General features: G+C 69.1%; 12 protein-coding genes. 9 read left to right on the plus strand and 3 right to left on the minus strand.

Annotation, left to right across the window (positions count from 1 at the left end; translation table 11 throughout):
• The 3 genes from ABZ208_RS23870 to ABZ208_RS23880 all read right to left on the minus strand — a co-directional run.
• On the minus strand, nt 1–254 hold a 254-nt coding region (locus ABZ208_RS23870; RefSeq protein WP_356911488.1), incomplete at its 3' end, for a hypothetical protein.
• 61 nt (nt 255–315) lie between these two features.
• Nucleotides 316–1,710 (minus strand): MFS transporter, encoded by a 1,395-nt coding sequence (locus ABZ208_RS23875; RefSeq protein WP_356911489.1) that lies wholly within the window; start codon nt 1,708–1,710, stop codon nt 316–318.
• A gap of 498 nt (nt 1,711–2,208) precedes the next feature.
• A complete protein-coding gene (locus ABZ208_RS23880) occupies nt 2,209–2,856 on the minus strand; it encodes a GAP family protein (protein WP_356911490.1) in 648 nt (215 codons plus the stop codon).
• A 468-nt stretch (nt 2,857–3,324) separates the two neighbouring features.
• On the opposite strand from ABZ208_RS23880, the gene ABZ208_RS23885 reads away from it, so the two are divergent.
• The 9 genes from ABZ208_RS23885 (at nt 3,325) to ABZ208_RS23925 (ending at nt 23,579) form a co-directional block, all read left to right on the plus strand.
• On the plus strand, nt 3,325–4,158 hold the full coding sequence (locus ABZ208_RS23885; protein ID WP_356911491.1) for a maleylpyruvate isomerase family mycothiol-dependent enzyme: 834 nt from the start codon (nt 3,325–3,327) through the stop codon (nt 4,156–4,158).
• Between the two features lie 179 nt (nt 4,159–4,337).
• Nucleotides 4,338–4,814 carry a hypothetical protein gene (locus ABZ208_RS23890; protein WP_356911492.1) on the plus strand — a complete coding sequence of 159 codons (477 nt, stop codon included), beginning with the start codon at nt 4,338–4,340 and terminating at the stop codon, nt 4,812–4,814.
• Between the two features lie 164 nt (nt 4,815–4,978).
• Nucleotides 4,979–5,485, plus strand: coding sequence for a hypothetical protein (locus ABZ208_RS23895; protein WP_356911493.1), 507 nt, complete (start codon nt 4,979–4,981; stop codon nt 5,483–5,485).
• A gap of 118 nt (nt 5,486–5,603) precedes the next feature.
• On the plus strand, nt 5,604–6,095 hold the full coding sequence (locus tag ABZ208_RS23900; RefSeq protein WP_356911494.1) for a cupin domain-containing protein: 492 nt from the start codon (nt 5,604–5,606) through the stop codon (nt 6,093–6,095).
• Between the two features lie 437 nt (nt 6,096–6,532).
• The gene (locus ABZ208_RS23905; RefSeq protein WP_356911495.1) at nt 6,533–8,410 is read left to right on the plus strand and encodes a cellulase family glycosylhydrolase; all 1,878 of its coding nucleotides are present in this window, start codon (nt 6,533–6,535) and stop codon (nt 8,408–8,410) included.
• Nucleotides 8,411–8,995: 585 nt separating this feature from the next.
• Complete coding sequence (locus ABZ208_RS23910; protein WP_356911496.1) at nt 8,996–15,280, plus strand: protein kinase; 6,285 nt, start codon at nt 8,996–8,998, stop codon at nt 15,278–15,280.
• 43 nt (nt 15,281–15,323) lie between these two features.
• Nucleotides 15,324–18,254 (plus strand): helicase-related protein, encoded by a 2,931-nt coding sequence (locus ABZ208_RS23915; RefSeq protein ID WP_356911497.1) that lies wholly within the window; start codon nt 15,324–15,326, stop codon nt 18,252–18,254.
• Nucleotides 18,254–22,369 carry a DNA methyltransferase gene (locus tag ABZ208_RS23920; RefSeq protein ID WP_356911498.1) on the plus strand — a complete coding sequence of 1,372 codons (4,116 nt, stop codon included), beginning with the start codon at nt 18,254–18,256 and terminating at the stop codon, nt 22,367–22,369. The genes ABZ208_RS23915 and ABZ208_RS23920 overlap by 1 nt, the downstream gene beginning before the upstream one ends.
• 67 nt (nt 22,370–22,436) lie before the next feature.
• Entirely contained in the window at nt 22,437–23,579 is a 1,143-nt protein-coding gene (locus ABZ208_RS23925) for an EcsC family protein (RefSeq protein ID WP_356911499.1), read from the plus strand.
• Nucleotides 23,580–23,626: the final 47 nt, after the last annotated feature.

Raw genomic sequence — 23,626 nt, forward strand, 5'->3', positions numbered from 1 at the left:
GTGCTTACGCCCGCCCGCGCATGGCTGCGTACGACGTCGAGCACATCAGGCTCGGCGATCAGCACGTCGGCGGCCCCGTGCAGCGCCTGCTGCTCCGAGGCCGAGCTCCGCTTCCCCCGCGCCGGCCCACGGCTTCCGTCGCCGTCCGTCCGTTGCCGCCGCGTCCGGGCCGGCGCCCGCTTCGGAACCGTCCGCTCGGGGATGCGTCCCGTGGCCCGCTGTGTCTGCGTTGTGAGGGTGCATACCAGGGTCACGTCCGCATCAGCCTCGGTTGCGCATTCGACCGGTGAGGCGCCCGACGTCAACCTGGTCATCTCACGGCGGGGTTACGCGCGGTGAGAGTGCTGTCGCTGCCTCACCGGTGAGGTCGTCGATGGAGCGGCCGGCCGGTTCGACGCGGAAGATGAGGGTGACGACGAAGGCCAGCGCACTGGTTCCTGCGATGCCGTACAGCAGCGCGCTCTCGCCGACGTCCGCCAGCAGCACGGGGAAGAAGAAGGTGCCCAGTGCGGCGCCGAGCTTGCCGCAGCCGGCCGCGAAGCCGTGGCCCGCGGCGCGCACGTCGGCGGGGAAGACTTCTGCGGGCAGGGCGAACGTCGTCGCGTTGGGGCCCATGTTCATGAGGACGTTGAACAGGGCAAAGCCGACGAAGACCAGGGCAAGGTGGGACGAGGCGCCACCGGAGAGCTGGTCGGACACGGCCAGCAGGCACAGTGCACCGGCCATCCCCGCAAACCCGGCGAGCTGGAGCGGGACGCGCCCCACACGGTCCACCAGCAGGATCGCCAGCAGGAACCCGATCACGAGGAAGACGTCCAGCGCGGCCGTGCCCTCGGTGGAGACGATGTCGTCGGCGATGAACGTGGCGTTCGTGCCGCCCAGCGCGAGACCGGCGAGCAGCGTGGGGGTGAAGATGCCCACGCCGTAGGTCGCGATGTCCATAAGGAACCAGGGGACGGCCGTGAAGACCGTACGCCGCACCAGCGGGCGCGAGAACAGTTGCGGCTGGATGAAGGCCCGAAGCCCCTCCGGCGGCGGTACATGGCGCTCACGGTCCGTCCGTGTCAGGCGAATCGGCTGCCCGGTCATCGCCTGCCCCACCTCGCATGCCTCCTGTTCATGGCCGTTGCGGGCGAGCCAGCGCGGACTCTCGGGCATCTTCCGCCGTAGCACGATGATCAGCAGGGCGGGCAGGGCACCGAATCCGAGCATGATGCGCCACGAATCGATGTCCGGCAGGAGGAGCAGGATCACCACGCCCACGGCCGCTCCCAGCAGAATGCCGGCCGCCTGCAGACTGAACGCACCGACCAGCCAGCGCCCGCGGTTGCGGGCGGGCAGAATCTCCGCCAGGTAGCTGGCCGCGATGGGATAGTCCAGCCCCACGGCCACACCGAGCAGCAGTCGGAACACGATCAGGGACCAGATGTCCCAGGCGCCTGCGCATGCCAGCGAGAAGATGACGAACAGCCACAGGTCGACCCGGAAGATCCGGCCGCGTCCGATCCGGTCGCCGAGGGGGCCCAGGAGGGCGGCGCCGAGGGCGGCTCCGATGATCGCCGCGGCCGAGAGCAGCCCCTGCGCGGCCGAACCTGCGCCGAATTCCTTGGCGATCAGCGGATTTGCCACACCGATGATGAAGAAGTCGAACCCGTCGAGCAGAATGCCGAGTCCGGCCAGCAGCCAGAACCTCACATGCAGACGTGACATCGACGCGTGGTCGAGCGCGGCACCGAGAGAATGTGGGCTGCCGGACGTTCCGTTGATGACAAAGGGCACTGTGAACGACCCCCAAGCCGGTCCGTGCGTTCGGCGCAGCAGGACGGCGACGCTGGGCCGGCACCGAGTCAAGGCCACGGGCTGGAGTGGATCAACATGCCACGCGGGGCGTCACCGTGCCTCCATCTCGTCGTACCGGAGGCGGCGGAGGCGACTGACACCAGGACCCGCATCGCCTACCGTCGCCCGCTGTCGGACGGTAGGCGATGCGTTCGGGCGCAGGCCGGCTCGTGGAGGGGCCGGGGCGGGAGCGGATCGGCCTCAGGTCGCAGCGTCGGCCTGCCGGATCCATCAACCCAGCAGGTGACCGTCCTGGGGTGTACCGCGGCTGCCTGCTCCTCGGATTCGCACCGGTGGTGGACGCAGTCGCGGACGGGCCGGAGGCGGACCGTGCGGGCAGGGACGACCGAGGGACGGGAGCACTGTCGCTCAGAGCCTGACGACTCCTTCGCAGAGCACGAGAACTCCGATGGCGGCGATCACCACGGCCATCACTCCGGCGGCCCGCTTCTCCAACCAGCGTCTGACCCTGCCCAGGGGGGCGAGGACCCGTTCGCCCAGCAGCACATGGAGCACGACGGGCAGGGCTACGGTGCTGGCGGCGCAGACGGTGAACACCGCGAAGGCCACCACGGCGTTCGTGGTCGGGGGCTCGGCCGCCCCGACCGCAAGGCCGGCGGCAGCGGAGAGAAGGAGAATCTTCGGGTTCGCCACCGACAGCAGCAGCCCGAGCCGGAACGCCCTGGACGGGCTCGCATCGGCGAGAAGCCGCATCCAGCCCGGCGCCGCCCTGCCGTGTCTGGTCAGCCATTGCCGGAGCCCGAAGAGGATCAGAAGCGACCCCAGCACGACTCTGGCCCAGGCGACCCAAGCGGGCCCCTCCGCGGGACGCTGGACGACGGAAGCCAGCACGGCGCACGCGCCCGCGGGCACGACGATCCCGATGACCCAGCCGGCCAGGAAGGCACTGCTGGCCGCTCGGGGGCGGGGGGTGAACTGCATGAAGAGAGCGGGGATAAGGGTGAACGGCGACACGGCGATCACCGCCGCGAAGAACACGACCTCACCGGACGCCACGGGTACCGCCTTCTGCCGCCTTTGTCATACGTGTGTGCACGAACCAGCCGCCTTGTCGTGCGTGTACCAGCCTGTGCCGGGTCGGGGGCTCCGGGCAGGGGCCCGGGCGATTCCCCCGAGGATGCCACACGGCTCGGTGGATCCGGCGGCGTCGACCGCCGTGGATTTCCTCGGGCTCCCCGGCGTGCGGAAAGCATTGGCACTGTGTCCGGTGACAACGTCACGATCACCGACGTCGCACACTTGTCGTGCCCCCTGACCTGGGGTCTTTTGCGTCTCGGGGTCACTGTGCGGAGCGGTTGCTTCCTTGCACGGCCACGCCTCGCCCCGTCGGTGGATGCTCCGCTCCGCCTGCCGGGATTTCGTCGCTGACACTCTTGTCACCAGCCCCGTGACCTGGTCTTGTGTACGCGGCAGCCGACGAAGGTCCGGCCGACGAGTTGCACGCGTTCCGCGTGGCCGAGGGTGATGGGGAGCAGCGTGGAATCAGTGACCGGCCAGGACGTACGAGGCACCCTGCCCGACGGACTCGCGGACGCGATACGCAACACCGCCGAGGACATCGCCGCGCTGCTGCGCGGGGTCGCCGACACAGGGGCGCCGGTACCCCGGTCGGAGTGGACCATCGGGGAGGCGGCGGCGCATCTGGCGCAGGCCAACGAGCTGATGGCCGACATCGCGGCCGGCAGCGAGCGCAGCCACGGCGACGGCACGCCGCAGAGCCTGGCCGAGGCCAATGAGCGCGCCCTCGCCGAGTTCGCGGAGCGCGGGGCCGAACCGCTGGCCGAGATGATCGTGGCGCAGGCGGAGGCGTACCTCACCGCGATGGACCAGCGCGCGGCAGACGGAACCGTGCACACCCCGCTGGGTGCGATGAGCCGGGTGGAGCTGGGCTCGTACCTGCTGACGCACATGCTCGGTCACGGCTACGACCTCGCACGCGCGGCGGGCCGCCCGCACATGATCGACGCCGCCCGCGTGGAGCTCACCCTGCCCTTCATGATCACGGCCATGCCCCGGGTGACGAACCCCGCCGCCACGGCCGGCCTGAACGCCCGCTACCGGGTCCGCATGCGGGGCGGCACCGGCTTCGGCGCCACGTTCACGGACGGTGCCGTCGTCGTGAGCAGCGAGGCCCCGAGCCGCCCCGACTGCACGATCCTGATCGAACCGGTCACGTTCCTGCTGATGGCACTGGGCCGCTGCGAGCAGTGGGGCGCGATCGCCCGGGGTCGGGTGCTGGCATGGGGGCGCAAGCCCTGGCTGGCTCCCCGGTTCCCGACGCTGTTCACGGCGCCGTGAACTGAACGGGTACGCAGCCGCCGGCGCTGGTCTGCACGTTCCTGGCCGCTGTGCCGAGCCAGGGCGCAGGCTGTCGACGGCATGCCCGAGCACGACCTCCCCCTTGTGCACGCCGTGCCCTTGGTTCCCGGCCGGACAGGGCAATCCCACTGCTTCGGATTCCTTGGCATGGTCGGCGCATGGATGGAACGCATGCGCACGGCGACGAGACGACCCTGACTCCGGCGGAGTACGAGGCAGTCCGCGCCGCTGTCGCCGACGGCGCGCGCGACTGGGCCGACGGCGAACCACCCACGCTCAACGCGCTGCTCAGGCAGTGGAGGGCCGTGGTGGAGGAGGTGGAAGAGGGCTACTCGTGGTGCGCGCCCGAGCTCAGCAACGACATCTGGTGTCGCAGCGCACTGGCCCGGGTCTGGACGCTCCTCCCTCCGCGCGTGCGGGAGATCCGGCGGCCGGAGCTCAGTGGCCTGGACGACCGGTTCCGCGCGGCCACCATTCCCTGGCCCGGCCGCGACGATGAGTCAGGCCGGTGGTGGACCTGGCGCGTTCCCCGGATCCTCGAAGCCGAGTACGACGACCGATGTGAAGGCGGCTGGCCACTCGGCTGGGACATGATGCCGTTCCCCAAGCCGGATTCCGTCACGGTCGTCGTCTGACCCCCGGCCCGCGGGGCCCGGAAGAGCTCTCAGCGACCGCGAGCCTGCCCGGTCGGCTCTCAACTGACGACGAGAGACCGGAAAACGCCGATGTCGGACGGTGACCGCCGACGCTGTGCACGGCGCCGTGAGTTCATCCGGGCTGCACTTGGCAGAATCCACCCATGTTCGATTTCGGCATCGCCGACTTCCGTCCGCAGTGGCTGAGCGGCCACAAGGCCGTCACGGCTGCCCACGCCGACCGGCTGCGTGGCCTCGTCGGCCGCACACTCACCCGCACCTGGCTGGTGTGGGACCTCACGGACGACGAGTGGTTCTGCGACTGTCCCGTGCTGCTGGACTTCGCCGGTGAACAGATCGAGATCAACCACTGGAAGTTCGATGATGTCTCGATCACCTGGAACGCGATCGATCCCCACGCGGCCGTCCGCCGGCCCGACTTCGAGCTGCAGTGGCGCGAGAACCCGCTCACCGAGCTGAGGCACTTGCAAGGGCAGACACTCGAGAGCGTCGAACTCCTCGAGCGGACCGGGAATGACATGGCTCAAGGAGCGGTCGATGTCAGCTTCGTCTTCCCCCAGGGGCGGGTCACTGTGTACAACGCCCTCGACGAGAACGGCCTGACGTTCGAGCCACCGGACGTGAGGCTACGGCGACACCCCCTCCGATGAGGCGCGGTCCTGCGGCGAGGTCACCGGCCACCTCAAGTGCTGTGACCCGGAAGGCTCACCGGCCTGGTGCGGGGGAATTACCCGCGTCGGCCGAGGACGGCTGGGCCACAATGCATCCATGACTGATCAGGTCCGAACCCATGTACGCCCGCTCCTTCGCCGCCCCCAGGACGGGGAACTCATCGACGTCGCCGGTGTCGAGCATTTTTTCCGGCTCACCGCCGAGCACACAGACGGGCACTTCGCCTTCGAGGAGTTCAGCCTCGCCCCCGGCACCATCGGTGCCAGGCCGCATGTGCACGAAGGTCACGACGAGTACTTCTACGTCCTCGAGGGCGAACTGACACTCCACACCGGAGACGGCGAGGTGACGGTCGGCCCCGGGCATCTGCTCGCCGCCACCCGCGGCACCCCGCACGGCTTCCGCAACGCGGGCGCGGTCCCCACACGCGCCCTGTGCCTCTACACTCCCGCCGGCTACGAAAACTACTTCCGCGACGTCCACGACGCCGTGAGCGCCGGTGCCAAGGCGACCGACGAGCTCCTGGCCGAATTCCGCAGCCGTTACCGCACCAGCTCCTATCAAACTGCCTCGGACATACCGCAGTAGCCTGTCGGCCGGGCTGTGAGCTCAGACATGCACCGGGCTCGCCGTGAGGCCGACCGACCGGCGGGCCGTGAGCGCCACCGGCGCGCTCACCGCCTGACGGCGCCCGTCGCGCACTCTTCGCCACCGTGATGGGGGATGCCCTCGTCACCGCCACCCAGAAAGGCGGACTCCGGGTACCGACGTCCAGCCCTGACAGCGGAATTCGACCGTCAGGCCGGGCTCGGCGCCGGTGACACCACGACCATGGCCGCTTTCCGCACCGCCAACTGCTGCGTGGTCTGCGGTCTTCCCTGTCCCCACCCCTCCGGTACCAATACCGCCACCCCTTCCCAGAGGCGGCGCGCGGGAGGCTGACCGCAGGCACACTGGCTTGATCACGTCAGGTGGTACCGAAGCGCACATTGACACCTGACGGTCAGTCAGTGAACGTGAGGCGCATGGCAAAGCTGCCCGTGCGACTGCTCGGTGTCCTCATCCTCGTGACCGCGTCGCTGGCTGCGTCTGCGGCGGGCGGGGGCTTGTCGTCCGCCGCCGAACCGCCGCCCGGCCGACTCTGGTTCGACGACCGGGCCGCGGCCTCGTTCACCGTCGAGGACGGCCGCTTCGTCGACGGTCTCGGCCGCGAAGTCGTCCTGCGCGGCTACAACGTCTCCGGCGAGACCAAACTCGAGGAGAACGGCGGCCTGCCCTTCGCATCCGTCGCCGACGCCGAGAAATCCGCGGCTGCGCTGCGCTCCCTCGGCGGCGGAAACGCCGCTCGCTTCCTTCTCTCCTGGGCCCATGCCGAACCCGAACGCGGCCAGACCGACCACGCCTACCTCGCCGCCGTCACGGCGCAGATGCGTGCCTTCCTTCGCGTGGGCATCCGCGTGTACCCCGACTTCCACCAGGACCTCTTCTCCCGGCACCTCTTCCACGAGGGAAGCTGGTACACGGGCGACGGGGCGCCCAAGTGGGTCGTCGAGGCGGGCGGTTACCCGCGGGAGTCGTGCGGGATCTGCTTCTTCTGGGGCCAGAACATCACCCAGAACCAGGCCGTGACGCGGGCGACACACGACTTCTGGCACAACAGGGGCGGCATCCAGGACGCCTTCCTGGCCACGGCCCAGACCACGATGGCGTATCTGGCCGAACACCTCACGCCCACAGAGTTCGCGGGGGTCGTCGGCTTCGACCCGTACAACGAACCGCACGCGGGGACGTACGACTCCGGCCAGAGCAGCCGCGCCTGGGAACGGGACCTGCTCTGGCCGTTCTACGAGAGGTTCCGCGCCCGGATGGACGCGGCCGGGTGGCACGACAAGCCCGCCTTCGTCGAGCCGAACCTCTTCTGGAACGCCAACCTCGACTTCCAGAAGCAGGAGGGCGGCCTCCTCGACGCCGGATCGGCCCTCGGCCCGCGCTATGTCTTCAACACCCACTTCTACGATCAGAAGGCCATCTCCGGCATCTTCATGTGGGGCAAGGCGAAGGACGGCCAGTACGCCCGTGACTTCGGTACGGTCCGCGACCGCGCGGCGGGCGCCGGGACGGCGGCGATCGTCAGCGAGTTCGGCCACCCCCTCACCGGCACGGTCTCCGACAAGGCGCCCACGGTCATGAAGGCCATGTACCAGGCCCTCGACTCCCGCCTTCCGGGCGCGAGTTGGTGGTCAAGCCCCCAGGACTCGGGACCCGTCCTGTCCGGCACCCAGTGGCAGTGGGACATCTACAACGGCCGCCACCACGAACTCATGAACGGCAACCCGGACAAGGTCCTTGAGGCAGGCGACGCCTGGAACGACGAGGATCTGTCCGCGGTCCGCCTCGACGACACGGGCACCCCGGCCCTCCGCCAGGACGCCCGCCTCCTGGACCGCCTCTACCCGAGCGCGACCGCGGGCCGCGTGCTGGCCTTCACCTACGAGGACCGCTCCCGCGACGGCTCGACCACCCTGACGTGGAACCCGGTCCCGGCCTCACTGCCGCACGTCCGCGAGCTGGTGGGTTCGGGTCAGTACGGGCTGCTGCTGTGGCGCTCGGACGGCTCGGCGGCCCCGACGGAACTGCACCTGCCGGCATCCTTCGCGCCGGAGCGGACGACGGTCGTCTCGGACCTGGGGGCGCTGCACGGGCTGCCGCAATATGAGCGCGGTACGCCTGTATCTGCCGCCACTGAGCGGGGCGGTACGGCGAGCCGCCGCCTGCTGCTCACTTCGTCCGCCTCGAGTGGCCTTCACTTCGCTCTGGTAACCAACGGCGCTACGGACCCCTCGTCGGACGCGCTTCAGTCGGCGCGTGCCGAACTGGCTGCGTGGGTCGCGAACGACGGCTGAGTCTTCCGGGCGCTCGCCCATGGATCGGGCTACAAGCCGCCGCAGATACCAGGCGACTGCATCGGCGGGGATTGTTCCGCTTGTGTGTCTCCCGTGTGTAGCCGTGCAACCTTGTTCACGTCTAGGGTGTCTTCTGTGGTTGAGGGATGAACAAGTGATGGTTCCAGCCGTGGTCCCAGCCGAGACAGCTCCGAGATCAGTCGCGCTCTTGCGCCGTCATCCAGTCCAAATTGCGCCGCTTCCGGTTCGAAGGCGACGCGCGGCACGACACCGTGGCTCGCGGCCCGTGGGAGGTTCCGGTACAGGACTGCGAGCGAGGCCCTGGTGCTCTTGTCCGTCCAACTTTCGTGCGGCGAGACGGTGGTGTGTGATGCCGGAGCACTATGGCCCGCCTGATAGGCGAATCCACGCCCAGTCCGTTGACGATGTAAACAGTCAACTCCATTGGCTAGAGGTGACCCTTCGTGTACGCTTCCGAAAGTCGAGTTGGCCTCCATGGCGACATGGGGAGGAGACTCAACTCGGCGGTGGGGACCGTGCGTTGCCTTGGTGGGGCTGCGCAGGAAGTGCGCAGGAGGGGTTCAAGTGCAACTGGGGACGGTCGCGGGGCGGTTTCGGCTTCAAGGGCCGATCGATTCCGGGAACATGGGAGAGGCTCACCGGGCCGAGGACCTTCAGGCTCCTGACGGCACCACCGACCGCCGGGTCGCGGTCAAGCTGATCCTGCGTCACCGGTCCGGCGCCATCGTCGATACACGCGCCGATGCCAAGGCCGTGGAGCGCTTTGCCCGCGAGGTGCGGATCATGCGCCGACTTGAGCACGCGAACCTCACGCGCATAGTCGACGGCGGAGTGGACGCCACCCAGGACGGCGGTCTGCCCTACCTGGCGATGGAGCTCCTCGACGGCGACACCCTCGGCGACCTCATTGACGAGGAGTCACAGCTCCCCATCTCCTGGGCTGCCGCCATCGTCGCCCAGATCGCGGACGGCTTGTCCCACGCGCACAGCGCCGGCGTCATCCACCGCGACCTCAAGCCGCGCAACGTCATGCTCACCCGCGGCGGCGTCGTCAAGGTCCTCGACTTCGGCATGGGCCGCATCGCCGACGACCCGGAGGACGCCCGCCTGACCAGCACCGGTGTGGCCGTCGGCACGGCCCGCTACATGGCACCGGAGCAGTTCAAGGCCGGCCAAGTCACACAGGCAGCGGACCTCTACGCGCTGGGCTGCGTGCTGTACGAGATGCTCACCGGCGTCCCGCCCTTCACCGGCGAAGGGGCTTACGAGCTCGCCGAGAAGCACGTCAATGAGGCGCCGACCCCCCTCCGGCTCATCCGTCAGGAAGTGCCGAAGGATCTGGCCCGGCTCGTCGACCGGCTCCTGGCCAAGGACCCGGCGAACCGCCCGGCCGACGCAGTCGCCGTCCGTGACGCCCTTCTGCCGCTGGCCGAGGCCGGCGGCGATGACGCAGCTCTCCCGACCTGGGCCGCCTTCGACCCCGTACGAGGCCTGGCGCAACTGCGCACCGCGCAGTCGGCCACACCTCAGGTCGCAGAGCCCAACTCCGTGAAGTCCACCGACGAGAGCCACCGCACGGCCGCGCCCGGCATGGACGTCTTCGGTGTCCACGGCACTCTCATCAAGGACTACCGCTCCTTCACCGAGGGTGGCACCGTCATCCGCGACGAGCGCATCAGGGCGTTCGTGGAGAACGACCTCGACAACAAGTCGCAGTGGCCGGACCCCTGGCTGTCGCTCAACCCCTTCTTCGCGGGCGGCGGTACGGTCCTGGAGCTCGCCGGCCAGAAGGTCCTGCACGACGAGTGCGCCCGGATCTTCCAGGCGAAGAAGACAGAGGGCGGCACGGTCCCCGACGGCCGCCCGCTGACCCTTCACCAGCACCAGCGCGAGGCGATCGAGGCAGCCCAGGCCGGTGCCTCCTACGTCCTGACCACCGGCACCGGCTCCGGCAAGTCGCTCTCGTACATCGTCCCGATCGTCGACAAGGTCCTCAAGGAACGTGACGCGGAGGGCCCCAAGGCCGCCAAGCGTGTGCGCGCCATCATCGTCTATCCGATGAACGCGCTGGCCAACAGCCAGCTCAAGGAGCTGGAGAAGTACCTTCGCGACGGCTACGGAGCCGGTCGCGAGCCCGTCACCTTCGCTCGCTACACCGGCCAGGAGAACGACGAGGCCCGTAAGGAGATCCGCGACAACCCGCCGGACATCCTCCTCACCAACTACGTGATGCTCGAACTGATGCTGACGCGTCCCGCGGACCGCGCCAGCCTCATCAAGATGGCTCGCGGCCTCGAATTCCTCGTCTTCGACGAGCTCCACACCTACCGCGGCCGTCAGGGCGCCGACGTCGCCCTGCTCATCCGCCGGGTCCGGGAGGCCTGTCATGCAGCCGACCTCCAGTGCATCGGCACCTCGGCCACCATGTCCACCGAGGGCGCTCTTGACGATCAGAAGAAGGTCGTCGCCGACGTCGCCACCACTCTCTTCGGCACCAAGGTCCATCCCCAGCACGTCATCGGGGAGACCCTGGTCCGCGCCACGGACGCGGCCCCGGACACCGTCTCCGCCGATCGCCTCAAGTCCGCCGCCGCCCCGCGCGCGTACGCGGACCTGGTCCGCGACCCACTCGCCCGATGGATCGAGACCCGCTTCGGCCTCGCCACCGACGAGGTGACGGGCCGCCTCATCCGCCAGCGGCCCGCGCAGATCGAGGTCGCCGCCCAGGAGCTCGCCGAGCAGTCGGGTGTCGACGTGGAGATCTGCGTCGCCGCGATACGCACCACTCTGGAAGCGGGCTCCGAGGCCCGGCACCCGGTCACCGAGCGCCCCCTGTTCGCCTTCCGCCTTCACCAGTTCCTGTCCAAGGGCGACACCGTGTACGTCACCCTGGAGGACAAGCCGGCCCGTCACCACACCCGCTCCTACCAGCTCGAACAGCCCGGCAGCGGCGGCAAGCTGCTGATGCCGCTCGCCTTCTGCCGCGAGTGCGGACAGGAGTACGTGACGGCCTGGCGCAACGAGAAGGACGGTGAGGTGCGCTACGAGGCGCGCCGTGACACCGCCGCCACCGGCGGCCGCCAGGGCGACGGCTACCTGTACATCGACCACGACCGGCCGTGGCCGTCCAACCCGCAGTACGCCGTCGACGACCGCCGCCTTCCCGAGTCCTGGCTGGAGCTGGACGACAAGGGGCAGGAGGTCGTCAAGAAGTCCTTCCGCGACCGGGTGCCCCGCCATGTCATCGTCGACCCGTTGGGCTACGAGGGGCGCGGCGCGCTGGAGGCGGCGTTCATTCCGTCACCGTTCCTGTTCTGCCTGCACTGCGCTGTGGCGTACGAGCAGACCCGCGGCAAGGACTTCGCGAAGCTGGCCACGCTCGACCAGGAGGGACGCTCCTCGGCGACCTCCCTCATATCCGCCTCCGTGGTCCGCTCGCTGAAGTCGGTGCCCGAGGAAGCCCTGGACAAGGAAGCGCGCAAGCTCCTCACCTTCGTCGACAACCGTCAGGACGCCTCGCTCCAGGCCGGTCACTTCAACGACTTCGTGCAGATCACACAGCTGCGCGGGGCCCTCTACCGAGCGGCCCTGGACGCCGGTGAGGACGGCCTCCACCACGAGGAACTCGCCTCCGCCGTCACGAACGCGATCGCCCTCGAACCCCTCGACTACACCGGCGAGAGCGACTTGCCGCCCTCGCTCGCCCGCAATGCGGCCAAGACCTTCCGCGACGTCATCGCCTTCCGGCTTTACCTGGACCTGGAACGCGGCTGGCGCATCACCATGCCCAACCTGGAGCAGACCGGACTCCTGGAGATCGACTACGAGGACCTGACCTGGCTCGCGGGCAAGGAGGACCGCTGGGCTGCCACCCACGAGAAGCTGCGCAACGCCGACCCCGCCCTGCGTGCCGAGGTCATGAAGGCCCTGCTCAACGAGATGCGGCGCGCCCTTGCCATCGACGTCTCCTACTTCCGGGACGACTTCGACTCGCTCCAGCGCGCGAGCGAGGAACGCCTCATCGACCCGTGGGTGCTGTCCGCATCCGACAAGCCGAGTGTCGGCACCGCGTACCCGCACCCCTCCCGCCCCGGCCTGGACCGCGCGAGCCTGTTCCTGTCGGCGCGCGGCAAGTTCGGCAAATATCTGCGTCGCACGGACAAGACGGCGTTCAACGAGCTCGACAACGACGACCTGCAGCTTGTCATCGAGGATCTGCTGAAGGTCCTCACCAAGGCCGGCCTGGTGAAGGAGGTCTCCGAGGCCCCGCAGCGTGCAGGCCGCTACCGCAGGCCGACGGGCCCTGCTGTGACCGGCTACCGGGTCGCCGCCCAATCCCTGATCTGGCGTGCGGGCAAGGGCGAGACGGGAGCCCACGACCCGCTGACGCGTACCTACCCGAGCGGCGACGGCCCGCGCGTCAACGACTTCTTCCGCAATCTGTACCAGGACGCGGCCGGAGAGCTGGCCGGAATGTTCGCCCGGGAGCACACCGCGCAGGTGGCCCCGGAGGAGCGCGAGAAGCGTGAGGACGCCTTCCGCAAGGCCGAGCTGAAGCTGCTCTACTGCTCGCCGACGATGGAGCTGGGCGTCGACATCTCCTCGCTCAACGCGGTGATGATGCGCAACGTCCCGCCCACGCCCGCCAACTACGCCCAGCGCAGCGGACGCGCGGGCCGTAGCGGCCAGCCCGCCCTGGTGACCACGTACTGCGCCACCGGTAACAGCCACGACCAGTACTACTTCCGCCGCTCCGAGCGCATGGTCGCCGGTGCCGTCGCACCCCCGCGCCTGGACCTCGCCAACGAGGACCTGGTCCTCTCCCACCTCCAGGGCATCTGGATCGCGGAGGCCGGCCTGAAGCTGGGCCGCGCGATACCCGAGGTTCTCGACGTCTCCCACCCGGAGACCGGCGAGCGGCCCCAGCCCGAGCTGAAGCTCCTGCCGGAGATCCTCGCCGCCTCCCTCGACGCCGAGGCGCAGCGCCGCACGGTCGACTCCGCGCTGCGGGTTCTCGCCCCGCTGCTGCCGAGGTTCGCCGAGACGACGTGGTGGTACGACGACTGGATCCAGGACCGGGTGAAGACCGTGCCCGAGCGGTTCGACCGGGCCTTCGACCGCTGGCGCGACCTGTTCACGGCCGCCCTCGACGACCAGTACATCCAGAACAAGCGCCGCCTCGACTACAGCCTGACCGAAGGCGACCGCAACCGCGCCAACGCGCGCCGCCGCGAGGCCGAGACCCAGCTGAACCTGCTGATGAACGAGAGCGCCGACAGCAAGTCGGTCCTCTCCGACTTCAACCCCTACCGCTACCTCGCCTCCGAAGGCTTCCTGCCCGGCTACTCGTTCCCCCGCCTGCCGCTCGCCGCGTACATCCCGACCGTCGGCCGCCGCCGCGGCGAGGGCGACTACCTCCAGCGCCCCCGCTTCCTCGCCATCCGCGAGTTCGGCCCCGGCGCGCTCATCTACCACGAGGGCGCCCGCTACCAGGTCACCCGCATCCAGCTCCCACCGGACGCCTCCGGCGATCTCGCCACCACCGAGGCCCGCCGCTGTGCCCACTGCGGCTACCACCACGACCCGAAGCAGCGCGCCGACCGCTGCGAGATGTGCAACGAGCCGCTGGGTTCGGCCACGTACGGGCTACTGCACCTGCACACCGTGTACACCACGCGCCGTGAGCGGATCTCCTCGGACGAGGAAGAACGCCGCCGTGCCGGCTACCGCCTGGAGACCTCGTACCGCTTCCAGGACCACGGCACCCGCAAGGGCCGTCAGGACGCCAAGGTGTCCAACGCGGCCGGCGAGCAGATCGCCGTGGTGGCCTACGGCGACTCGGCCACGGTCCGCATCACCAACACCGGCCGCGTACGGGCCAAGAAGGACGAGCCCGCCGGTTACTGGCTCGACCTCGCCGACGGCCGCTGGATGAACGACCGCGACGCCGCCGAAGCCTCCGGCGACTCCAGCGAGATGCCGGTCATCGACGCCGACGGCAACGAGCGTCGGCGCAAGAAGCGCGTTATCCCGTACGTCGAGGACCGCCGCAACATCCTCGTCGTCACGCTCGACGAGCCGCTGCCCGAGCCGATCGCCCTCTCGCTGATGTACGCGCTGGAACGCGGCATCGAGGCCGAGTTCGAGCTGGAGGACTCCGAGCTCAGCAGCGAACTCCTCCCGCCGGACGACGGCCCTCGGGACCGCATCCTGTTCACCGAGGCCGCCGAAGGCGGCGCGGGCGTGCTGCGCCGCCTCCAGTCGGAGAAGGACGCACTGGCGAAGGCGGCGCGCAAGGCACTCGAGATCTGCCACTTCGGCCCGGCCGGCGAGGACTGGGGCGGCGAAGAGCACCGGCCCGGCCGGGCCTGCGCCCGCGGCTGCTACGAGTGCCTGCTCACGTACGGCAACCAGCTCAACCACGCCCACATCGACCGGCACACCGTGCGGGAGCTCCTGCTGCGGATCGCCTCGGCGACGGCCGAACGGGAAGGGCGCGGCGAGTCCCGGACGGAGCAGTTCAAGCGGCTGCTCGTCGCGACGGACACGACCGAGCTCGAAGGCACCCTCATCACCTGGCTCAAGGAGCGCGGTCTGCGACTCCCCGACGAGGCGGGCACGTTCCTCACCGAGGCGAACGCCCTTCCCGACTACATCTACCGGCAGCCCGGCGTGAAGGTCGCCGTCTTCGTCGACGGCCCTGACACCGACCTCGACGCCACCCGCGACGAGGACGCCGAGGAACGGCTGCTCGACGCGGGCTGGCAACTCGTGCGCTTCCCGCACGGCGCCGACTGGGACGCGATCGCCACCGCCCACACCCACTACTTCGGCAACGCCGCGCTCTGACCTCCTACACCTCACTCCCTTACACGAGGACTTGACGACGTTCATGGCACTCACGTACTCCGCGGGATCCCTGGTGACGGCACGCGGCCGCGAATGGGTGGTGCTCCCCGAGAGCGCCCCCGACATGCTGGTGCTCCGCCCCCTCGGCGGCTCCGACGACGACATCGCCGCCGTCTTCCCCGCCTTCGAGGAGGTGCAGGGCGCCGAGTTCGCCGCGCCCGAACCCTCCGACCTCGGCGACCAGCGTGCGGCCGGTCTGCTGCGCACCGCCCTGCGCATCGGCTTCCGGTCGGGCGCCGGCCCCTTCCGCTCCCTCGCCGGCATCGCGGTCGAACCCCGCGCGTACCAGCTCGTCCCGCTGCTCATGGCACTGCGCCAGCAGACCGTACGCATCCTCATCTCCGACGACGTCGGCATCGGCAAGACCGTCGAAGCGGGCCTCATAGCCAGCGAACTGCTCGCCCAGGGCGAGGCCACCGGCCTCGCCGTCCTCTGCTCGCCCGCCCTCGCCGAACAGTGGCAGGCCGAGCTGCGCACCAAGTTCGGCATCGACGCCGAACTCGTCCTCGCCTCCACGGTGTCACGGCTCGAGCGCGGACTGGACCTGGGCCAGTCCCTCTTCGACAAGTACCCGCACGTCATCGTCTCCACGGACTTCATCAAGTCCACCCGTCACCGAGACGACTTCGTGCGCCACTGCCCCGACCTGGTGATCGTCGACGAAGCGCACTCCTGCGTCGCGGCCGACGACACCTCCGCGAACGCCCAGAATCAGCTGCGCTACGAGCTCCTCAAGCGCGTCTCGGCGGACATGTACCGCCACCTGATCCTCGTCACGGCAACGCCCCACTCCGGCAAGGAGTCCGCGTTCCGCAACCTGCTCGGCCTGGTCAAGCCGGAGCTGGCGAAGGTGAACCTCGACTCGGACGCCGGCCGTAAGCTCCTCGCGCAGCACTTCGTGGCGCGCAAGCGGGCCGACGTACGCCAGTACCTCACCAAGAGCGACGGGCTCAGCGATGACAGTCTCGCCGAGAAGACCGCGTTCCCCTCGGACCGCTACTTCAAGGACGAGACGTACAAGCTCGCCCCCGCCTACCGAGCCCTCCTCGACGATGCCATCGCCTACGCCAGCGAGCGCGTCCAGGCCGCCGACTCGCAGGGCAAGCGCGAAGCCCGCATCGCCTGGTGGTCCGCGATCGCGCTGCTGCGCTCCCTGGTCTCCTCGCCCCGCGCCGCAGCGCAGACCCTGCGCACCCGCTCTGCCGCCGCGGTCGCCGCGTCCGCGGAGGAGGCCGACCGGCTGGGCGCCCCGCTGACCAGTGACTCGGCGGACAGCGACGCGCTCGAGGGCATGGACGTGGCTCCCGGCGCCGAGACCGAGGAGCACGCGGGCACGCGGCTCGCCGAACTCGCGGAGCGCGCAGCCCAGCTCGAAGGACCCGAGCAGGATCTGAAGCTGAAGGCCGTCATCAAGCACCTCAAGGCGCTGCTCGCCGACGGCCACAACCCCATCGTGTTCTGCCGCTACATCCCGACCGCCGAATACCTCGCCGACCAGCTGGCGAACGACCCGGAGACGAAAAGGCGCGGCCCGCTCGGCGCGAAGACCGTCGTCAAGGCCGTCACCGGCACCCTCTCCCCGCAGCAGCGCATCCAGCGGATCGAGGAGCTGGCGACCGAGGCGGGCGAGGACGCCGCCGCCCGCCGCGTCCTCATCGCCACCGACTGCCTCTCCGAAGGCGTCAACCTCCAGCACCACTTCGACGCCGTCCTCCACTACGACCTCGCCTGGAACCCGACCCGTCACGACCAGCGCGAAGGCCGCGTCGACCGGTACGGACAGAAGAAGGACCAGGTCCGCGTCATCACCCTCTACGGCGACGACAACGGCATCGACGGTAAGGTCCTCGAAGTCCTCATCAAGAAGCACCGCCAGATCAAGAAGGACCTGGGCATCTCCGTCTCCGTACCCGACGAGATGTCCACGGGCGTCACGGACGCCATCGTCGAATGGCTGCTCCTGCGCGGCCGTGAGGGCGAGCAGCAGGCACTGTTCGGCTCGGACTCCTTCCAGCAGAGCTTCGCGGACCTTGAGAAGGACTGGAACTCGGCCGCCGAGCGGGAGAAGACGTCCCGCTCGCGGTTCGCCCAGCGCTCCATCCACCCCGAGGACGTCGCCCGCGAGGTCGCCTCCGTGCGCGAAGCGCTCGGCAGCGCGGGGGAGATCGCCACGTTCGTACGCGAGTCCCTGGCAGCGCTCGGAGGCGTGCTGCGCGAGTCGGGAGCGGACTTCACCGCGCAGGTGAGCGGCACGCCCGCCGGCCTGCGCGACGCGCTCGCCCCGGTCGTCGGCGCGGAGGTCATCGAGAAGGACCGCCCGATCCCGTTCCGCGCCGACCCGGCCGTTGCCCGCGGCGAAGCCGCCCTGGTCCGCACCGACCCGGTCGTCGGCGCCCTGGCCGGCCACGTCCTGAATGCGGCGCTGGACATCCAGTCCGACGGCGTACGCCCGGCCCGGCGCTGCGGCGTGATCACGACGGACGCGGTCGTCAAGCGCACGACGCTGCTGCTGGTGCGCTACCGCTTCCACCTGACGCTGCCGTCGCGGAGCGGCGAGAAGCAGCTCGTGGCGGAGGACGCCCGACTGCTGGCGTTCCGCGGTTCCCCGAAGAGCGCTGAGTGGCTGGCTCAGGAGGAGGCCGTCGCGCTGCTTGACGCGACCGCCACCGCCAACACCCACCCGCTTGCCGGGGAACAGACGATGACCCGCATTCTCGGCCAACTGCCCGCGATCACTGGCTACCTGGAGTCGTACGGCGACGAGCTCGCCGCCGGCCTCGACGAGTCCCACCGCCGCGTGCGCAAGGCCGCCGACGAGATCGTCCGAGGACTTCGCGTCACCGCCCAGAAGCCCGCCGACATCCTCGGCGCCTACGTCTACCTGCCCGCCGACGCGTCCGGAGAGGCTGCCTGATGTCTGCCACCACCCGCAACCAGGTCTTCTCCGCCGCCCACACGGTCGGCGCGCTGCTGCCCGTCGACATGCTCGTCCGCATCAGCGAGGGCAAGGACGTCCCCGGCTCCAAGCCCGCCGACTACGGCCTGCCCTCGTCCCTCTCGGTCCGGGACGAGGCCGAACGCAGCTGGGAGTACCTCAAGCCGCTCTGGCGCGACGTGCGCAAGCGCCTGCCGGAGGACGTGGGGAGCGGTGCGCCCGCGAGCGATCCGACCGGCATCGCAGGCAGCGACTGGCTCGCCCCGCTATGGCGCGAACTCGGCTTCGGCCGGCTCACGCCCATGGGGACGTCCGGCATCGCGGCCGACTCCGACCCCGACAAGACCTTCTCGGTCACCCACCGCTGGCGGCACGTGCTCATCCATCAGACCGCCTGGAACGCCGACCTCGACCGCCGGCCGGGCGGCGCGGGCACGGTCCCGCCGCAGTCCATGCTCCAGGAGTGCCTGAACCGCACGGAAGCCCACCTGTGGGGCGTCCTCACCAACGGCCGCCAGGTGCGGCTGCTCCGGGACTCCAGCGCCCTGGCGACCGCCTCGTACGTCGAGTTCGACCTCGAGGCGATCTTCGACGGCGAACTGTTCAGCGAGTTCGTGCTGCTGTACCGGCTGCTGCACGTCTCCCGCTTCGAGGTGGGGGAGGAGGCCCCGCCGTCCGGGTGCTGGCTGGAGAAGTGGCGCACCGAGGCCATCGCCTCTGGCACCCGTGCGCTGGACCAGCTCCGCAAGGGCGTCCAGACCGCGATCACGACGCTCGGCACGGGGTTCTTGAAGCACCCCGACAACCGCGAGCTGCGCGAGGCGCTGGACGTCAAGACCTTCCACTACGCGCTGCTGCGCATGGTCTACCGGCTGCTCTTCCTCTTCGTCGCTGAAGACCGGGACGTGCTACTGGCGCCGAACGCGGATGCTGCAGCCAAGGAGCGCTACGCCACGTACTTCTCGTCGACCCGGCTGCGCCGCCATGCCCAGCGGCGCCGGGGCACCGCGCACGGTGACCTGTACCAGGCGCTGCGCTTCGTCCTCTCGGGTCTTGGGAACGACGACGGCCGCCCGGAGCTTGGCCTGCCCGCCCTCGGCGGCATCTTCGACGAAACCGAAGCCGACAAGCTCCTGCACGGCCTCGCCCTGTCCAACGAGCCCCTGCTCCACGCCGTCCGCGCGCTCTCGAGTGTCCGCGACACCCACTCCCGGCGGAACCGCGTGGTCGACTACCGACACCTGGACGCCGAGGAACTCGGCTCTATCTATGAGTCCCTGCTGGAGCTCGTCCCCAAGCACAATGCCACCGAGCGCTCCTTCGAACTCGTTGAGTTGGCAGGCAATGCCCGCAAGACGACGGGTTCGTACTACACACCTTCCTCTCTGATCGACTGCCTGCTCGACTCCGCGCTTGACCCGGTGATTGATGATGCGGTGAAGCGCGGCGAGGTCCGGGCCACGCGGTCTGGCCAGCCGGACGCGCGTGAAGCCATCGTGGAGGAACTGCTCGGTCTAACGGTCTGCGACCCGGCCTGTGGGTCTGGCCACTTCCTGGTTGCGGCGGCACGTCGCATCGCTAAGCGGGTCGCCGCGGTGCGGGAGCAGAACCCCGAGCCGACGATCGACGCGGTACGGCATGCCCTGCACGAGGTGGTCGCGAAGTGCATCTACGGCGTGGACCTCAACCCGATGGCGGTCGAGCTCGCCAAGGTGTCGTTGTGGCTGGAGGCGCTGGAGCCGGGCAAGCCGCTGGGCTTCCTCGACGCGCACATCAAGCATGGGAACGCACTGCTGGGTGCGACGCCGGCGCTGCTGGCCGGGGGTATCCCCGACGATGCGTTTAGGCCGATCGAGGGCGACGACAACAAGATCGCGTCGGCTGTGAGGAGGCGGAACGCCCAGGAGCGCGGCGGGCAGCTCAGCTTCACCACTGAGGAGCGCATCTGGTTCTCCAACTCCTCGTTCGCAGCGAGCCTCCGTGACATCACAGCCGCCCCCTCCGACACCCTGAGCGACGTCCGCCTCCAGTCCAGCCGCTTCCGCGAACTGGAACAGTCGGCGGACTACCTCCACGCTCGCAACGTCGCCGACGCCTGGTGCGCCGCTTTCGTCTGGCCCAAGGGGCACGGCGTGGCGACCCCCGTCACACACGGCGTCTTCCGCGACCTCCAGAGCCCGAGCGGCGGGATACCAGCCTCCACGCAGGATGAGATCGTCCAGCTCGCCCACCAGTACACGTTCTTCCACTGGCACCTGGAGTTCCCCGAGGTCTTCTCCGTGTCCGAGTCGCGTGACGGCGTCCAGCCGAAGATGGGCTGGGCAGGAGGCTTCGACGCGGTAGTGGGAAACCCGCCGTGGGAGCGGGTCAAGCTCCAGGAACAGGAGTTCTTCGCCGAGCGCAGCCCGGAGATCGCCAACGCGAAGAACGCGGCCGCTCGCAAGCGTATGATCGCCGACCTAAGGGAGGATCCCGACGGACAGCCCATTTACAAGGAGTTCGAAGCAGCCAAGCGCCGCTCCGAAGGCGAAAGCCACCTCCTCCGCGTCAGCGGCCGCTACCCGCTCACCGGCCGCGGCGACATCAATACCTATGCCGTCTTCGCGGAGACCGACCGCGCCCTGACCGGCCCACGTGGATGCACGGGGGTCATCGTCCCGACGGGTATCGCGACGGATGCGACGACGCAGCACTTCTTCAAGGAATTGGTCACCGAGGGACAGCTGACTGCCCTCTACGACTTCGAGAACGAGGACAAGGTCTTTCCTGGCGTCCACAACCAGATGCGATTCTGCCTGCTTACGCTACGGGGAACCGGCGAACTGAGCGAGCCGGCACAGATGGTGTTCAAGGTGCGCCAAGCCGACCAGATTCCGGAGCGGCGGTACCGGCTGACAGCGGACGACATCCTCCGGATGAATCCCAACACGGGTACGTGTCCGGTCTTCAGCACCCGCCGCGATGCCGAGATCACGCTGGGCATCTACCGCCGGGTTCCAGTGCTCATTGACGAGTCACGCAAGGACGGCAACCCGTGGGGGGTGTCGTTCATGACCATGTTCCACATGGCGAACGACTCCCACCTGTTCCGCCCCGACGCGCAGAACGGGGAGACCTTCGAGGACCTCCTCAAGGACGGCTGGGGCCTGGAGGGCAACGTTCTGGTACGGGGGAACGAGCGCCTGCTGCCCCTGTATGAGGCCAAGATGCTCCACCACTACGACCATCGCTTCTCCACATACGAGGGCGCCACCGAGAAACAGCTCAACAAGGGCACGTTGCCGCGACTCACCGTGGAGCAGCATCAGGATGCCGCGGCTGTGCCGATGCCACGCTACTGGGTACCTGAGCAGGACGTGCCCACGGGCGAGTTCGACAAGGACGGCCAGGAGATCAAGCTGGCGGGTGTCCGGTCGCGGCTTGCTGCCAAGGGCTGGGATCAGGGCTGGCTCCTGGGGTGGCGGGACATTTGCCGGGCGGCCGACGTGCGCACCTCGATACCCGCGCTGCTTCCGCGCGCCGGTGTTGGTGACAAGTTCCTCATCATGCTGCCAGAGCGGGGCGGCCTCAGCGCTGCCGCTTTGGTAGCCATGCAATCCTCCGTGATCTTCGACTATGCGAGTCGTCAGAAGCTAGGCGGCACGAGCATGAAGTACTTCACCTGGAGGCAGCTTCCGACCCTGACCCCGGTTTCCCTTGAAGGACACATCAGCTTCATCGTTGAGCGAGTGCTTGAGCTGGTATACACCGCACAGGACATGAAGGGCTTCGCCCACAACCTCGGTGACACCGGCGCCCCCTTCCACTGGGCTCCAGACCGCCGAGCGACGATCCGAGCCGAGCTGGATGCCTTCTTCTTCCACCTGTACGGCGTGTCCCGCGACGACACGTCGTACATCCTCGACACGTTCAACGTCGTTCGCGACAACGACATGAAGGTGTACGGCGCCTACCGCACCAAAGACCTGATCCTCGCCGAGTACGACCGCATGACCGGCGCCGGCCTCACCCTCGACCACCCCCTCGTGGACGGCGAGAACTACACCTCCACCCTCACCCCGCCCCCGGGCCACGGCCCCCGCCACCCCGCCTGACAGCTCTCAACGACCCGACCTGACGAGTCACACACTCGTAAATCACCACCACACCCCAGGGGGGACCATGAGCAACCCGCAGTACCCGCAGCAGCCCAATCCTCTCCCCTCTGACTACGAGCTCGCGGCATGGCAGGCCATCCAGCAGTTCAAGGGCCGCCCACTGTCACGAGCCATGAGAAACGCTGGCGAGCAAGTGGCCAACGGCGTCGCAGAACTCGGCAAGCGTGCCACGAAGCAACTGGAGAACCACCCAAGGGCCAAGTCGGCGCTGTCCCGTGGACAGGAAATCGTCGCCAAGGGCGCTCACAAGGTCGGCGCCGGGGCGCGCGGAGCCGCCGACGCCCTGCCGGACTGGAGCGGCACTGCCGTTCAGTCCATACGGCAGACGGTTGGGCGGGCCTCGCGAGCGGGCCTCTCCTCCAAACGCGTGGTGGCGCTCCACAAGAAGCGCGGGCACGACGTCGCGTCGCTGCTCGACCTGCGCCGCCTCGACCTCGAGCAGATCGACGCTGTCCGTGGACGAGCGGCGAGCTGGTACTACCCGGCCGCCGCGGCGCTCTCGGGAGCGGGTGCGGGACTTGTGATCTCCGGAGGGCAGCTCGCCATCGCCGCCTCCGCCGGCGCCGCGGCAGCGCCTTCGGGAGGTGCGATCGCCGGCGCCTTTGTTGCCGATTCCGCAGCGGTCCTCGGACTCGCGTCCCGCGCCGTCGGGCAGGTCTCGCTGTTCTACGGCTACGACCCCGAAGAGCCTGCCGAGAAGCTCTTCGTGATGTCGGTCGTAAACGCCGGGACGGCGAGTTCGGCCACCGCGAAGAACGCCGCGATGGCCGACATCTCGCGGCTCACCCAGGCACTCTTCCGCGGCAAGACGTGGGAGGTCCTGAACGAGCGCGTTGTCGCCAAGGTCTCCCAGCAGTTCGCGAAGGCGTTCGGCTTTCGCCTCACCAAGAAGGGACTCGGCAAGGCCGTACCCGCATTCGGGATCGTCGTCGGAGGCACCCTCAACTGGACCACTCTGGAGGGGATCGTCGACGCTGCTGAGATGGCGTACCGGCGGCGGTTCCTCCTGGAGAAGTACCCGCATCTCGCTGACGATGAGTCATCCGGACCGTTTCCCGATGCCGACCCGGACGTCCCGGACGACGCCGACGAGGAGATCAGTCTGCTCGACGAGATAGTCGAGGCGGGTGGACCCGACCTCCACTGACCCGGTGTCCTGGCGGTGAACGTGATCACGCGACCGCCGGGACCCGT

Origin of the sequence: Streptomyces sp. NPDC006208 (assembly GCF_040613775.1) — a bacterium.
Taxonomy (GTDB): Bacteria; Actinomycetota; Actinomycetes; order Streptomycetales; family Streptomycetaceae; genus Streptomyces.

Bases quoted from the DNA above. Each gene is read 5' to 3' on its own strand.
- ABZ208_RS23915 (WP_356911497.1), top strand. From the start codon at position 15,324: ATGGCACTCACGTACTCCGCGGGATCCCTGGTGACGGCACGCGGCCGC.
- ABZ208_RS23895 (WP_356911493.1), top strand. From the start codon at position 4,979: ATGTTCGATTTCGGCATCGCCGACTTCCGTCCGCAGTGGCTGAGCGGC.
- ABZ208_RS23900 (WP_356911494.1), top strand. From the start codon at position 5,604: ATGACTGATCAGGTCCGAACCCATGTACGCCCGCTCCTTCGCCGCCCC.
- ABZ208_RS23920 (WP_356911498.1), top strand. From the start codon at position 18,254: ATGTCTGCCACCACCCGCAACCAGGTCTTCTCCGCCGCCCACACGGTC.
- ABZ208_RS23885 (WP_356911491.1), top strand. From the start codon at position 3,325: ATGGGGAGCAGCGTGGAATCAGTGACCGGCCAGGACGTACGAGGCACC.
- ABZ208_RS23925 (WP_356911499.1), top strand. From the start codon at position 22,437: ATGAGCAACCCGCAGTACCCGCAGCAGCCCAATCCTCTCCCCTCTGAC.
- ABZ208_RS23905 (WP_356911495.1), top strand. From the start codon at position 6,533: ATGGCAAAGCTGCCCGTGCGACTGCTCGGTGTCCTCATCCTCGTGACC.
- ABZ208_RS23890 (WP_356911492.1), top strand. From the start codon at position 4,338: ATGGATGGAACGCATGCGCACGGCGACGAGACGACCCTGACTCCGGCG.
- ABZ208_RS23875 (WP_356911489.1), bottom strand. From the start codon at position 1,710: ATGTCACGTCTGCATGTGAGGTTCTGGCTGCTGGCCGGACTCGGCATT.